The sequence below is a fragment of the Paenibacillus sp. 2KB_20 genome (genome assembly GCF_052115765.1).
In the GTDB taxonomy this organism is placed as follows: domain Bacteria; phylum Bacillota; class Bacilli; order Paenibacillales; family Paenibacillaceae; genus Paenibacillus_AQ.
In genome coordinates this window covers 1,092,348-1,106,574 of sequence record NZ_JBFRHH010000001.1, presented here as the reverse complement: position 1 = coordinate 1,106,574, position 14,227 = coordinate 1,092,348, and the positions used below count along the sequence as shown (strand labels likewise).

Annotated in this window: 12 protein-coding genes; 7 read left to right on the top strand and 5 right to left on the bottom strand. The window is 49.0% G+C overall.

What is annotated here, in order from left to right; all coding sequences use genetic code 11:
• Window positions 1-31: 31 nt before the first annotated feature.
• The 4 genes from AB4124_RS05210 (at window position 32) to AB4124_RS05195 (ending at window position 6,080) form a co-directional block, all read left to right on the top strand.
• Complete coding sequence (locus AB4124_RS05210; protein ID WP_441971531.1) at window positions 32-1,066, top strand: ABC transporter substrate-binding protein; 1,035 nt, start codon at window positions 32-34, stop codon at window positions 1,064-1,066.
• Between the two features lie 128 nt (window positions 1,067-1,194).
• Window positions 1,195-2,967: a sensor histidine kinase gene (locus AB4124_RS05205; protein WP_441971529.1), complete on the top strand. Its 1,773-nt coding sequence runs from the start codon at window positions 1,195-1,197 to the stop codon at window positions 2,965-2,967.
• Window positions 2,968-2,982: 15 nt separating this feature from the next.
• Complete coding sequence (locus AB4124_RS05200) at window positions 2,983-4,185, top strand: response regulator transcription factor (protein WP_430111970.1); 1,203 nt, start codon at window positions 2,983-2,985, stop codon at window positions 4,183-4,185.
• A complete protein-coding gene (locus tag AB4124_RS05195) occupies window positions 4,182-6,080 on the top strand; it encodes a substrate-binding domain-containing protein (RefSeq protein WP_441971527.1) in 1,899 nt (632 codons plus the stop codon). The genes AB4124_RS05200 and AB4124_RS05195 overlap by 4 nt, the downstream gene beginning before the upstream one ends.
• A 122-nt stretch (window positions 6,081-6,202) precedes the next feature.
• Here AB4124_RS05195 and AB4124_RS05190 read toward each other — a convergent pair whose 3' ends face one another.
• On the bottom strand, window positions 6,203-7,582 hold the full coding sequence (locus AB4124_RS05190) for an aldehyde dehydrogenase (protein ID WP_441971525.1): 1,380 nt from the start codon (window positions 7,580-7,582) through the stop codon (window positions 6,203-6,205).
• Window positions 7,583-7,679: 97 nt separating this feature from the next.
• On the opposite strand from AB4124_RS05190, the gene AB4124_RS05185 reads away from it, so the two are divergent.
• Window positions 7,680-8,588 (top strand): metallophosphoesterase, encoded by a 909-nt coding sequence (locus tag AB4124_RS05185; protein ID WP_441971523.1) that lies wholly within the window; start codon window positions 7,680-7,682, stop codon window positions 8,586-8,588.
• A 235-nt stretch (window positions 8,589-8,823) separates the two neighbouring features.
• Here AB4124_RS05185 and AB4124_RS05180 read toward each other — a convergent pair whose 3' ends face one another.
• Window positions 8,824-9,633 carry a histidinol-phosphatase gene (locus tag AB4124_RS05180; protein ID WP_430111965.1) on the bottom strand — a complete coding sequence of 270 codons (810 nt, stop codon included), beginning with the start codon at window positions 9,631-9,633 and terminating at the stop codon, window positions 8,824-8,826.
• 53 nt (window positions 9,634-9,686) lie between these two features.
• Window positions 9,687-10,589, bottom strand: coding sequence for a LysR family transcriptional regulator (locus tag AB4124_RS05175; protein WP_071222421.1), 903 nt, complete (start codon window positions 10,587-10,589; stop codon window positions 9,687-9,689).
• Between the two features lie 418 nt (window positions 10,590-11,007).
• On the opposite strand from AB4124_RS05175, the gene AB4124_RS05170 reads away from it, so the two are divergent.
• Together AB4124_RS05170 and AB4124_RS05165 are read left to right on the top strand one after the other, a co-directional pair.
• Window positions 11,008-11,466 (top strand): chemotaxis protein CheX, encoded by a 459-nt coding sequence (locus tag AB4124_RS05170; RefSeq protein ID WP_076324811.1) that lies wholly within the window; start codon window positions 11,008-11,010, stop codon window positions 11,464-11,466.
• Between the two features lie 92 nt (window positions 11,467-11,558).
• On the top strand, window positions 11,559-12,332 hold the full coding sequence (locus AB4124_RS05165) for an SDR family NAD(P)-dependent oxidoreductase (protein WP_339267951.1): 774 nt from the start codon (window positions 11,559-11,561) through the stop codon (window positions 12,330-12,332).
• Between the two features lie 11 nt (window positions 12,333-12,343).
• Here AB4124_RS05165 and AB4124_RS05160 read toward each other — a convergent pair whose 3' ends face one another.
• Window positions 12,344-13,177: a nucleotidyltransferase domain-containing protein gene (locus AB4124_RS05160; RefSeq protein WP_441971520.1), complete on the bottom strand. Its 834-nt coding sequence runs from the start codon at window positions 13,175-13,177 to the stop codon at window positions 12,344-12,346.
• A 23-nt stretch (window positions 13,178-13,200) separates the two neighbouring features.
• Window positions 13,201-14,160 (bottom strand): helix-turn-helix transcriptional regulator, encoded by a 960-nt coding sequence (locus AB4124_RS05155; RefSeq protein WP_441971518.1) that lies wholly within the window; start codon window positions 14,158-14,160, stop codon window positions 13,201-13,203.
• Window positions 14,161-14,227: the final 67 nt, after the last annotated feature.

Genomic DNA, 14,227 nt, shown 5'->3' with positions numbered 1-14,227 from the left:
AACTTAATCTTATAGGGGAGGAACAAGGAACATGAGAACAAACAGAAGAAGTCTTCTGCTCACCTTGCTTATGATGGTGATGGTTGTTTCCATCTTTGCGGGCTGCAGCAATAACAATCCGGGGAAAGACGCAAACGGGGGAAACAGCGCTCCTGCGAATGCAGCGCCGACGGATAAACCTGCAACAAAGAAAATTGTCCTGGGCTTCGCGCAAATCGGCGCGGAGAGCGGCTGGCGTGATGCCGAGACTGCATCTATTAAGGAAACGTTTGAAAATGACTCGAACTTTGAATTGAAATTCTCCGATGCGCAGCAAAAACAAGAGAATCAAATCAAGGCGATCCGCTCTTTCATCGCTCAAAAAGTAGATGCCATCGGACTCGCTCCGGTTGTTGAATCCGGCTGGGAAACGGTGTTAAAGGAAGCTAAAGACGCCGGCATTCCGGTATTCCTGCTTGACCGCAGCATCACGGCAGGCAATGAAGATCTGTACACCTCCTTTATAGGCTCCGACTTTGTACTTGAAGGCCAAAACGCGGCCAAATGGATGCTTGACGAGTTAGGCGCAGACGCGCAAGTAAATATCGTACAGCTTGAAGGCACCGTCGGCGCGAGTGCGGCGAATGATCGTAAGAAAGGCTTTGAAGAGGCGATTGCAGGCCATGCGGGGTACAGAATCGTTTACTCTCAAACCGGCGATTTTACTAGGGCCAAAGGCAAGGAAGTTATGGAAGCTTATCTGAAAAAAGATAAGAACATTCAAGTCGTATATGCTCACAACGACGACATGGCGCTTGGCGCAGTTCAAGCCATCGAAGAAGCAGGCCTGAAGCCGGGTACCGACATCAAAATCATCGGCGTCGATGGCATTAAAGGAGCCTTTGAAGCGATCGCTCAGGGAAAAATGAACGTTACGATAGAATGCAATCCGCTGCTTGGACCACAATTGAAGCAAGCGATACTGGATTTTAAAGAAGGCAAAGAACTTCCGCGATGGATTAAGTCTGAAGAAGACGTATATTTCGGACAAAAAGCGATCGATGCACTTCCAAACCGTAAATACTAGCGTTCTTTACATTATTGTTAACGAATATCAATGTGAAGCTGCGAAAGAGTGAGTGGCTCTTTTGCATTTTCACATTTTGCTTTATGATAAGGATCAAACCTTTTGACATATTTTGATAGAATGGGCTGATGCTTTTGCGTATTGGTTTCATTGCCAATCGAAGCATACGATTCAAACTGCTCCTATATTTCATCTTTATAATTTCGCTGTCTATCTTAACCTTAGGCTTTTTGGGGAGTTATCTCTATAAGAAATCGATTGAAGAAGAGATGAATTCCCATACGATCCAGATGATGAGTCAAGTCAAAAATCATATCGAGGCCTATTTGAAAGAGATGGATAACATCGTCGATTATTTGGCAGGTGAAGAAGCAGTTATTGAGTTTATGCGGGCAGGCGAACAAGATCGGGCAAAATTGGCTGAAACCGGAGCCGAGGTGCAGCGGAGGGAAGCGATCTTCGAAAGGCAGCGTTCCGAGATTGCGGGTATCCTGACCGTCAGCCGGAATAATGCCTCTGCTAGCAATACGATGGAGCGAATTCAGCGCGACCCGCTGACGGAAGAGCATTGGTATCAGGCCGCGGTTAGCAATCCGGATACCCTCCACTTATTCAGCCATCCGATCGGACGGAATATCAAACTCATGCAAAACATAAGCGCAGATCAGGTACTGTCCGCTGTGAAGGCGGTGAAAGACCCGGTAACGGACGAAATCATCGGAGTCGTGATGATCGATATGAAGCTTGATTTCATCCGGAGCATCGTCGAATCGGTGTCTCTTGGCAAGAGCGGATTTATATTTATTATGGATGAAATGAACGGGGTCGTATATTCACCGGTAAATCGAATCGTCTATCGAATTACAGGCGAGTGGCTGGGTGGTACGACAGGCAGTCTGGTTAAGCCGATCTTTGGTCGTAATTACCAAATCATCTATAACACATTCCCGGATATCGGTTGGAGAATCGTCGGGGTCATTCCACTCAGCGAATCACTTAAAGTCGTGTCTGATTTACAAACCGTTACCGTGATCATTGCGATGGTGACCTTGTTTTTTGCTTTTATCGCTTCATGGTTTTTTACCAATTCGATTGTACGGCCTGTCGGTAAGCTGCGCAGCTTGATGAGAAAAGTTGAAGAAGGGGAATTGAATTTAAGGTTTCCTGGCAGGACGAATGATGAAATCGGACAGCTCGGCAACAGTTTCAATAAAATGGTAGAAGAAATCGAAAATTTGATCAACATGGTTTATATGGAACAGAAAGAAAAACGTGAAGCAGAATTGAAAGCGCTTCAAGCTCAAATCAAACCACACTTTCTCTACAATACACTGGACACCATTCAATGGATGGCGCAGGATCGAGATGCCCAGGATATCGTCGAATTGATCGTTGCGTTGACGAATCTTTTTCGGATCGGTCTTAGCAAAGGAAATGAGATTATTCCGCTAACGGATGAGCTGCAGCATGTCGAAAGCTATTTGGTGATCCAGATGGCGAGATATGAAGATAAACTGGATTATGAGATCCTGATTTCCGATGAAATCAAGCGATACCGTGTTTTGAAAATTATTTTGCAGCCGCTCGTGGAAAATGCGATATACCACGGGATCAAGACCAAATCAGGCAGGGGGAAAATCGTGATCCGCGGCTTTAAGGATGACAATGGCTTGCGATTGATTGTTGAGGATGACGGGGTAGGCTTGCCGGAAGATAAGCTGATCCAGTTGAGGGAAGATATGCGATTTACGCGGCAAACCGGCAGGGAACGTGGCTATGGGCTATTTAATGTGAACGAAAGAATCAAATTGTCCCATGGTCCCGAGTACGGAATATCCATAAACAGCGTTCCTGGACAAGGAACTGTCGTTGAAGTAAGGCTACCATTAGTGAATACTTAAATGGGGGATATGGTCGTGTGGAAGCTGTTAATCGCCGATGATGAACCGAAAATTCGCAGAGGGTTAAAGAAAGTTCTGCCCTGGGAGGAACTGAACATCCAGGTAGTTGGGGAAGCCGAGGACGGCCGGCAAGCACTTGATTTGATCAATCATTTGAAACCGGATATTTTGTTTGTCGATATCAATATGCCCTTTTTTAACGGACTCGATTTGTTAGAGAAAATGAAGCAAGCGCTGGAGCGCTGCGTAGTGATCGTGATTACCGGCCATGACGAGTTTGCCTATGCCCAGCAGGCTTTAAAGTTGAAAGTTTTCGATTATATTTTGAAGCCGGTGGTAAGGAACAAGCTCGAATCGGTAGTAGCCAGGGCCATTGAAACATTAGAGAATACCAGGCAATATGAGGAGCATCACAAATGGGTGGATTACCAGCTTAAATCCAATTCAATCCTTATTCGCGATAAGTTTCTGGTGAAATGGATCGATCATTTGATGGGTGAGGATGAGGTGCGGAAGAACCTTGATTTTTTTGGGCTGCAGCTCGGACCAACGCTCGGCATCGTGCTGCTGAAGGTGATGAGCCATCTGGATACTGGCGGCACACACCGCGCTTGGGACCGGGAACTGCTGGAATTCGCCGCAAGAAACGTGACCGAGGACGTTGTCCGATCTGAATCCGCAGTTGTCTTGAACGATGCGAAAGGTCAAATCATCGTACTCGTTACGATAACTGAAGCAATGGATTGGCTGGCGCTGGGCGATAAAATTCAACAAAGGCTCGAAACGATTCTCGAAAAGGTGGTTTTGCTTGATCAAAGTGCAGTAGACGATGGAATTGCCGGAGTTCCGGCGGCATACCGGAGATTGGGAGATGAGCTGACAACGAAAGGAAGTTTATCCCCGGTCGTTGTGCTGGCCAAAAGGTTCATCGACCGCAATTATCACCAGCCGGAGCTGTCCTTAAGCGAAGTGGCGGACGGGGTGCAGGTGAGTCCTGCGTATTTAAGCAAACAATTGAAGCGGGAATTGGGATTGTCCTTTATCGATTATTTGACCAAAGTCCGGATTGAAAAGGCCATTCAGTTGATGAACGATCCTGCAGCAAAAGTATACGAGATCGCCGAAATGGTCGGTTATAGCAGTCAGCATTATTTCAGCAACACCTTTAAAAGAATTACCGGCACCGCCCCGTTGATATACCGGAAAGGTCAACGATGATGAGACGTTCATTGTGGAGCTGGGGCAGATTGTTTGTGATCGCTCTGTTGTGTATTTTAATTTGGCACTACATACAGGGTAGCGGCAGGGAAGCCGGTAACGACGTTCGATACTTGATCGGCGTTTCCCAACCGAATCTGTCGGAGCCCTGGCGGGTGGTTATGAATGATGAAATCCGCAAGGAGGTGGAGCGCCGAGGGGATGTGCGCGTGATCTTTACAGATGCCGCCCAGAGCAGCAGTCAGCAGGCGGATGATGTGAAGAATCTGCTTGAGTACGGTATCGATCTGCTCATCGTTTCGCTTGACGATCCGGTGGCATTAACGCCGACGATTAGTGAGGCTTACCGCAAAATTCCCGTCATTGTCATGGGTCGGGGCGTAACCGGTTACGATTATACGCTTTATATCGGAACAGATAACGAGATGATCGGCAAGAAAGCGGGCGAATTTGCCCTTGAAACATTGGGCCCGGCCGGCGGGAGCATGATCGAGGTGCAGGGGCTAAAAGGATCGCCCAGCGTTGAAGAGCGCAGCAAAGGGTTTCGCGAAGCGTTGGCGGAAAGCTCGAACATCGAAATCACTGCAACGTTCAATGCGGATTGGCAACGCGACAAAGCCGAGGATCTGCTGTCAGAGTGGTTCGCTGCAAATCGCGGGGTCGATTTGGTGTTCGCGCATAATGAAGCGATGGCGCTCGGCGCTTATCGCGCCGCACATCATGCAGGCTTGGAAAATATCGATATCATAGGTATTGACGGGGTTAATTCGGAAAACGGAAGCTTCAAGTTAATCTCGGAAAACCGGTTGACGGGCACATTCACAAGCCCTACCGGCGGCAAAGAAGCAGTCAATTATGCCATTGACATTTTGAACAAAGAGAAAGGCATTCCGAAGAAAGTGATTTTGCGGAGTCAAAAAATTACTGCCCAGACGGAACTTTCGGTAAAAAATTCAAATCCGGCTAAAGATCGAAGCGATCTGGAGAAGCGTGAAACGAAGAAACAGGATGAGGGGAAGTCTATTGTGCTTGGCTTTGCCCAGGTCGGTACCGAAAGCAGCTGGAGGCTGGCGAATACGAAATCGGTTATCGCCGCCGCCAAGGAGGCGGGTATCGAACTTCTTTACGATAATGCGGAGCAATCGCAAGAGAAGCAGATCGATATTATCCGCCGGTTCATTAAACAAAAAGTAGATGTCATCGCCTTCTCGCCGAAGACCGAGACCGGCTGGGAGGACGTGCTGCAGGAAGCGAAGGAGGCCGGTATTCCGGTCATACTGTCCGACAGGGAAGTGAATGTAAGCGACGATACGCTCTGGACGGCTTATATCGGCTCGGACATGATCGATGAGGGACGAAGAGCGGCACGCTGGCTCGCCGGTGAACTGACTGGGCAGAAACGTTATCACATCGTTGAACTACAAGGCACAGAGAAATCTGCACCCGCGGTAGGCCGTAAGAAAGGCTTCGAGGAAGTGATCCGTCAGCACGACAATTTCGAAATACTGGAATCGTATAGTGGAGATTACACCTTCGAGGACGGCAAGGAGATGATGAAGAGCGCACTGCAGAAGCATGGAAGTCTTTTTGATGTCGTATACTCGCACAATGACGACATGGCGCTTGGTGCCATTCAAGCAATAGAAGAATACGGACTTCATCCGGGGAAGGATATGGTCATCATTTCAATCGATGCGACGCGCCCGGCGTTCCAAGCGATGGTTACGGGCAAATTGAATATGGCCGTCGAATGCAACCCGCTGCTCGGACCCCAGCTCATGAAAGCGGTGCGGGATTTAATGGAGGGCAAGGAACTGCCGATGAAGATCATCACCTCAGAAGGCGTGTTTTCCCAGGAAACAGCAAAGCGGGAGCTGCAAAATCGGGAATTTTAACAAGCAGAAAACGACACAAGCCCAAAGAAATAGGGCACGTGCGGTTCGATAAGGGGGAGCCATGAGAGTGGCTCCCCTACTTTATATTAGCAAATGGAAAGTGAGCAAAGTCTTAGTTAAGACTAAGGTTTCATCAGCTTTTTCAGAATGCCGAGCCCGTTCTTGGAAGGGTAGCGGAATTTAAAATCGAACCGGTTGGTTTGCTTCAGCACGCTCTTCTTATGAGAGAAGGTATGGAAGCTGTATTCCCCGTGGTAGGCGCCCATTCCGCTCTCACCGACACCTCCGAATGGAAGGAAGGGAGTGGCCAGATGCATCAGCGTATCGTTAACACATCCCCCGCCAAAAGAAACCGAGGAGAGTACGTAATCCTGAACGTCTTCATTCTCCGTGAACAAGTAAAGGGCGAGCGGTTTAGGGCGGTGATTAATCGCCTGGACAGCTTCGTGTACATTCTCGTAAGTCAGGATTGGGCACAGGGGGCCAAAAATCTCTTCTTCCATGACTGGCATATCCCAAGTGATATCGTCCAGCACGGTAGGCTCGATGAGCAATTTTTCCTTTGAACTGTTCCCGCCATGGCGCAGGGATCCGTTGTCCAGAAAGCCGGACAGCCGGTCAAAATGCTTCTCCGAAACAATGCGCCCATAGTCGGGATTGGTTAGCGGGTTCTCGCCGTAGAACGAAGTGATGGCGTCTTTCAGGTGCGCGATGAACTTCTCCTTCACCTTGCTGTGTACGAGAACATAATCCGGCGCGACGCAGGTTTGGCCGGCATTTGTATATTTGCCGAATGCGATACGTGAAGCCGCCAGGGCCAGGGGGGCATCCTCGTGAACGATACATGGGCTTTTGCCTCCAAGCTCTAGCGTCACCGGGATCAACTGTTTGGCGGCGGCTTCCATGACAATTTTGCCGACATGGGTACTGCCGGTAAAGAAGATATAATCCATCGGCTGCTCCAGCAAGCTCGTGCTTACCTCGGGTCCTCCCTCCACCGAAGCTACATATTGCGGCTCAAACGTCTCCGTGATGATGGACGTAATGAGTCCGGATACGTTAGGTGTCAGCTCGGAGGGCTTTACAATTGCGGTGTTTCCGGCGGCCAAAGCTCCGATCAGTGGAGAGATGGCCAATTGCCAAGGATAATTCCAGGGAGCAATAATCAGTGCCGTCCCGTAGGGCTCAGCGTAGACCATTCCCTTGCTGCCTACATGCGTCAGTGCGGTTTTGACACGCTGCGGCTTGGCCCAGCGCTTCAGATTCTTTATGACAAAGGAAAGCTCCTTATAGACAATCCCGATCTCAGTCGTGAAGGCCTCCTGCTTGCTTTTGTTCAAGTCTTTACGAAGGGCCTCCATGATATCGTTTTCCCTGGCAATCAGTACTTGGCGGAGCTTGGTCAACTGCTGCAGTCGGAAATCCACTTCCTTGGTGATGTCTTTATGAAAAAAACGCCGCTGATCTGAAACTAATGCTTTGATTGAATCGTTATCAGTCATACGTAAACCCCTTTCTCTTGCTATTCCATATATATGAATAACCGTAAGGCCGTTAAAACTTGTACTCTTTTATTATTATATAGGAGGAAGTCCACCTATGAGAAATCCATCCTCGTCTACTCCCCATGGCACAGTCCAGGACGGGGCAAAGCGAGACGTCATGCAGACGAAGATGACGCGCCGCCAATTTCTGAAGATCGGTGTTTCCGCCGTGGTCGGTGTTGGCGCTGCAGGCGGAGCTTACGCGTCTTTATGGGAGCCTCATCAATTGGACATTACGAGACGGACATTGGCGCTTCCTTCACTGCCTAAGGCTTTTGATGGGATGAAGGTCGTTCAGTTTAGCGATTTGCATCTGGGCTTTCACACCGGGGCAAAAGACGTGGCACGTGTGGTACAAGCGATTCAAAATGAGAAACCGGACATGATCTGTTTCACAGGGGATATGGTGGACGGTAACACAGAGGATATGAGGGCCGCCATTCAACCGTTCACCGAGCTGAAGGCCCCTCTCGGCTTATTTTCTATATTGGGTAACCATGATTACAAAGATGTGGAGACACTGATATCTATGGAGGAAGAGGCCGGATTTCAGGTGCTGCGGAACACCGCCGTGAAGCTAAGGCGGGATGGTGCTGTCATTGCAGTGGCAGGTTTGGACGATGCATTCTGGGGCCAGCCGGATCCGGCAGCAGTCATTCAAGATTTACCAGACGGAATGTTCAAGCTGCTGCTGATGCACGAGCCGGATTATGCTGACACAACTGCAGCCCATTCATTCCATCTCCAGCTGTCGGGACACAGCCATGGGGGCCAGATCCGCTTGCCCTGGATGGGAGAGGTGATCACGCCGCCCGGGGCAAAGCGTTATGTGCAAGGCCTATATACCATCGGTTCACGTGGAATGCTGCTCTATGTAAATAGGGGAATCGGCACGACGCAGCTGCCTTTTCGTTTCTTATGCAAACCGGAGCTTACCGTGCTCACCTTGCGCTCAATGGCATGAAGGGAATGAAATCTGTGATCTGAACATGTCAAGATGAAAGGCTCACTTGGAATTTGTTACACAAATGAAATATACCTGTTATCAAACTCTAACAGCCGCGGGTTAAACTTATCACATGACCCCCTTTTGAGAATATATATTATGTTTTGGACCCGGTAACGGGTCCACTTTTTTTTGCCTATTTTGCTGTGCTTCCTATGTAAATGCAAAAAAACAGAAGGAGGGTGTACCCCCTTTAAAGAGGTACGGTCACCTTCTGTTTTTGTTCGAAATATACCCATTCCGTGTATCCGATTTCTTTGAGCACTTTGGCCACTTCGTCAAATTCATCTCCGACCCGTGACGGTTTGTGGGCGTCGGAGCCGAAGGTGACGTCAACGCCGTGATGGTGCGCGACCTCCAAGATGGCGCTCGATGGATACCAGCCGCCGCACAGCTTGGTTTTGCCGGAAGTGTTGATCTCGATCGCCAGGCCTGATTCCGCGATGACTTTCAACGTTTCCTCGATCGCTTCGTCGGCCTTGATTTCGGAGAACAGCGGATAATTGCCCTTCATGGCATCCATATGGGCGATGATCTGGAACATTCCGCTTCGCGCGGATTGGCGGATCAGATTGAAGTATTCCTCTTTATCGGCAACCTGCTGCTGCTGCGTCAGGTTCTTCCAGCGGTTTTTATTGAAGATGCTGATATCCCTAACGTGATGGATGGAGCCGATGATGTAGTCAAAAGGGTAAGCATTTAATGCCTGCTGATAAACCTGGGCATGATTCGGAAAATAATCGGATTCAATGCCCAGCAGGACTTTGATTTTACCTTCATATTCCCGCTTTAAGTCCAGAACTTCTTGTACGTACTCCGCAAAGTCCCTTTTTGCCATGGAGATGGCTGGAAAGGGCTGCTCTTCCGGGCTCCCGAAGTATGGAGTGTGGTCCGAGATTCCAATCACCTGTAAATCTGCCGCAATCGCAGCCTCAATATAATCTCGAATGTTGCCGTCTGCGTGGCCGCAGCGGAAATGATGGGTGTGCAGATCAAATTTCATGTTGACCTCCTTCATATCGCTTGATTGGTTATTATTCTAGGTTTGATGTGGCGTTATTCGCTGCTGATGAACTGTGTCTCGGGCATGCCCTTCAGATCACTGAGGAATTGACGCATAGCGGAGCTGACGTATCGTCCGCTCTTATAGATTACGCCGACAGGGTGGCTAACTTCAAGCTCGCTCAGGGGAACAATCTGCAGGGTGCCGTTGCGCAGCTCCGTCGCGACGGACTGCTTCGATATAATGGCTGCGCCCAAATTGATCTCGACCATCCGTTTAATTTCTTCACTGCTTGACAGTTCCATGACAACCTGCGGCTCAATGCCGTGCTTCTTCATTACGTCATCTGCGAAGCGGCGGCCGACGGTGTCACGTGTTAGCAGAATAAGGGGGGTTCCACCCAGCACATCCATGCTTGCCGTGGAGAGTTTGGCTAGCGGATGCTGAGGGGATACGACAAGCTCAAAGGTATCGTAGTACAGAATGGATGTGCTCAAGTTGGGATTGCGCTCGATCAGATAACCGATCCCGATGTCGATGAGCCCGTTCTCTACGCTGTGATAGATTTGTGATGAGGCCATGGATTGAATGGTTGTTTTAATATGAGGGAATTGATCCTGGAAGTAGGAAAGTACCCGTGGCAGGATCTGAATCGCTATGGAAGTGGTTGTACCCAGCTGAATATGACCCTGGGGAGTTTGATCAAGGTCGGATAGCCGCTGCTTCAGCTCATCCACGATCCCGAGGATCTGTTCGGCATGGTCCACGAAGACCTGCCCCCGGTCGGTTAACGTCACGGGCTGACTCCGGTCCACCAGCACCGTTTTAAATTCTTCTTCCAGGCTCTTGATCTGGGCGGATACCGCCGGTTGTGTCAGATTAAGAAGCTCTCCCGCTTTGCGAAAGCTCATCGTTTTGGAGATGGTAATAAGCGTTTCCAATTGGCTGATGTTCATAGCCTTCCTCCTTACTTGATATATTCTTCCGCTCATCTATCGCGTGCAATCTGTATTATTTAAATTATAGGTTATTCTTCCCGGTGGAGCAATGAAGGGAGCAAACCTGGTGGTTTTCGGCCGAAAAAATGAAAAACATTTTAATTTCCATTTAATTATTATTAAAAGATGGGGAAACCTTCCGATAATAGTAAAGTAGACATAGAACAAAGGTGAGACCAAAGGCCCGTTTAAGCGAAAGGAATATCTTCGTACTAAAGCGTTTCAAGCGATAGCTGACATGGCAAGACAGTTGTTGGAATGAGGACTGTCGCTATTTTGTGATGATTTATTACAAGGTATCCATTATAATGTTTAAATATATAGGTGGGACTTTGGGACCCTGACCAACAACCCAGTGAAAGGGGCGTAATGAGGAATGAAAGCGGAAGTCATCAATCCTTTTTTAGAGTCCGCACGACACGTGATCGAACAAGTCATACAGGTTTCACCTTCCACGGGGAATCTTGGGGTCAAAGAGATCGGATATTTGGAGAATCATATCTGGATCCAAATCGGCATGACAGGCCAAATGAACGGTGACATTGTATTTGGGATTCAGGAGCAGGTAGCCCTGCAGATGGTATCGGTGATGATGGGCGGCTATGTCATTACCGAGATGGATGAGATGGGACAAAGCGCGATTTCAGAACTCGGCAACATGATCAGCGGCAATGCCAGCACCATTTTATCGAACCAGGGCGTCAGCGTGGATATTACGCCTCCCAAAGTAATGAGGTCGGATAGCACATCCACTCTTATTCAGAAGAAGGCACTTTGTATTCCGCTGAGAATGGAAGGAATCGGAGAGCTGGATATTCAAGTCATGATTTCATAAAATAGGAGTAACGAACCCAATGGCCGTGTATGTAAGGCTCTTTAATGATAAGGAATCAAGAGCTGTGTCGGCGAAGAAAGGGATATGAAATCATGCTGAAAAATAAAGTTATCGTCGTTACGGGAGCATCCAGCGGAATCGGCGCCTTGATCGCGGAGAAGCTTTCTGCGGAAGGAGCATACGTGGTTCTGTGCGCCCGTTCGGCAGAACGTCTGCAGGAGGTGGGTGCGCGAATACCAGGCCCCCATGAGCTTGCAACCATGGATGTTCAGAGCCCCGAGCAGGTGCAGTCTGTCATGGAAGGTCTTCTTAGCCGCCATGGCAGAATCGACGTGCTGATTAACAATGCCGGCTACGGCAAGTTCGAAGCTGTTATGGACATGCGTCAAGAAGAGTTTCAGGACATGATGGACGTCAATTATATGGGCATCGTGCGCTGTACGCAAGCCGTGCTGCCAGGGATGCTGAAGCGGGCTGACGGCCAAATCGTCAACATTGCGTCCATGGCCGGAAAAATCGGAACGGCCAAATCCACCGCCTATTCGGCCACCAAGCATGCCGTGCTTGGGTTTAGCAATTCACTCCGGCAGGAGCTGCGGAACACGGGCATAACCGTATCTACTGTAAACCCTGGCCCCATTGATACCCCGTTCTTTTCCTTGGCAGATCCGACAGGCGGTTATGTCAATAATGTGAGCTGGTTCATGATGAAGGCCGAGTATGTTGCGGAACAGGTCGTGAAGCTGGTGAAAAAGCGCAAGGAAGAACTCAATCTTCCGAGGCTGGCCTCACTGGGCATAAGGCTGTACCAGCTGTTTCCAAGGTTTGCAGACCGCGTGTCTTACAAATGGATGAATAAGAAATAACGGCTGCGGCGCTACAACGCTTCGGTTTCGGCAACAAGCTCCTGAAGCAGCGCAGTGGCTTGTTTTGTTTTTTCTGTATCTGAGGAGAGCAGTGTGATTACCTGATCCAAGCGTTGCTTGTAATTGGCCGGCTTGATGGGAAAGGTTTCGATCATGGCTACTGCACGCTTCTCATTGATGCAGTACAACTCATTTTTGGCAAACAGCACTTGATTCAAGCACGAAATGCAGCGGAAGCAGTGACCGGTAACATAAGTGATATCATCGCTGGCAGCTGTTTTATCCGCAAACATCAAGGAGAAGGAGGCTTCGAAGGTAAAGAAGCCGACCATCGCATCCTTTAATGTTTTTGGATAAGGAACCGTTTTGGCTTTCAAGGTCTGTATTCGGTTATCCGAATCCGACAGCATACGACAAATCGCAAGTTCCCCCATATACATCACATTCAGATAGGCATGTGGATGTCCGGTTTGGTAATGGGCTGACACCAAGCCTGCGGAACAGTCGTCGATGATGCTGGACACGCGGTGTACATCACGGAATAAGAAATCCACATGATAACCCTCGATCACTAACCATCCGCCCCCGTTAACCCAGGCACCCCATTCGCCTAATGAAGTGATAATCCCATCCCGATGCTCGTCATCTAATTTCTGCGCCACCCTAGCGATGTTCTCCACCTTAAATCCTTGTGATTCATCGTAATAAATGCCGATATCGATATCGGAATCCGGTTTGGCGGTTCCTTTGGCTCTGGATCCCCCAAGTACGACCCCTATAACGCCGGGTACCTCCCGAAGTTCTTCTGTTATCCGCTGGATTAAACGATCAACTTGTGAAGTCATGACCTTCTCCTCCTTTATATGTTTTATGCGGAATCGATTTTACCCGTATACCTTAGCCTCATGGCTTCAATTTTCTCCCGGGTCCATTGAACCGCTTCAGCAGGCGAGATGATGGTTGCTTCCTCTCCGAGACGCCACACATAGTCCGAATAGAAGCTGACGTCGGTCGCTGGTATTTCAAGCTGAACGACTCCGCTGCCATCTTTGTTCTTATCGATGTGGGGACCGAGGCGAGTATCCGTTTCAAGCAGCCAAACCCCTTTAGTAGTTAATTGTACCTCAAACGGCTTCATTTCCCCATTCCCGGTTTCCGGTATGTCACGCAGCGTTTGGTTAGCGATATCTTCACGGATCGCGATGGACGCATTGGGAGTGGCCGCAATGATCCGGTCGACTCTGAACTGTCTGATATCCTCTTGAGTGAAACAGTAGGCCGGACAATACCAGTAGCCCGAGCTTGCATACAAACCGATAGGCTGAATATGCCGCTGGCTGCTTCCGGCGGATGAACGATAGGAGATGGTGACCGCTTGCCGAACCATGACGGCTTCCATTAGCGTTTGTAAAATCTCGGTGGACATCGCACGGAATGGACTGTGAATCATAACGCGATCCTTAAGACGGTCGATCTGCTCTTTGATATCTGTCGGCAAATAATGATAGAACTTATGGAGTGCCGTGGCGGCTCCGTCACCGAATGGCAGGGTGCTGAAATAGCTTAAGGATTGGCAGGCAAAAAAGATGGCGATCGCTTCGCTTTCCGTGAAACTGATCGGCGGCAGCATCCGCTCCTGCAGCAGTCTGTAGCCGCCGCCTCGACCTTGCACAGAGTAGATGGGAACGCCGAGCCCGCTCAGCTCATCCAAATCTCTTGAAAGGGTCCTGACGGAGAGACCGAATTCATCGGCCAGTTCTCTTACGGTAAACGATTTTTTTGCATTGATCATCATCATTAATTGAATCAGGCGCTGGGATTTCTGCATAGAACTACCTCCGTCTCATATCATTCATTTTATCTGATTCTCTAAATAAGACAATATTTGTCTTATT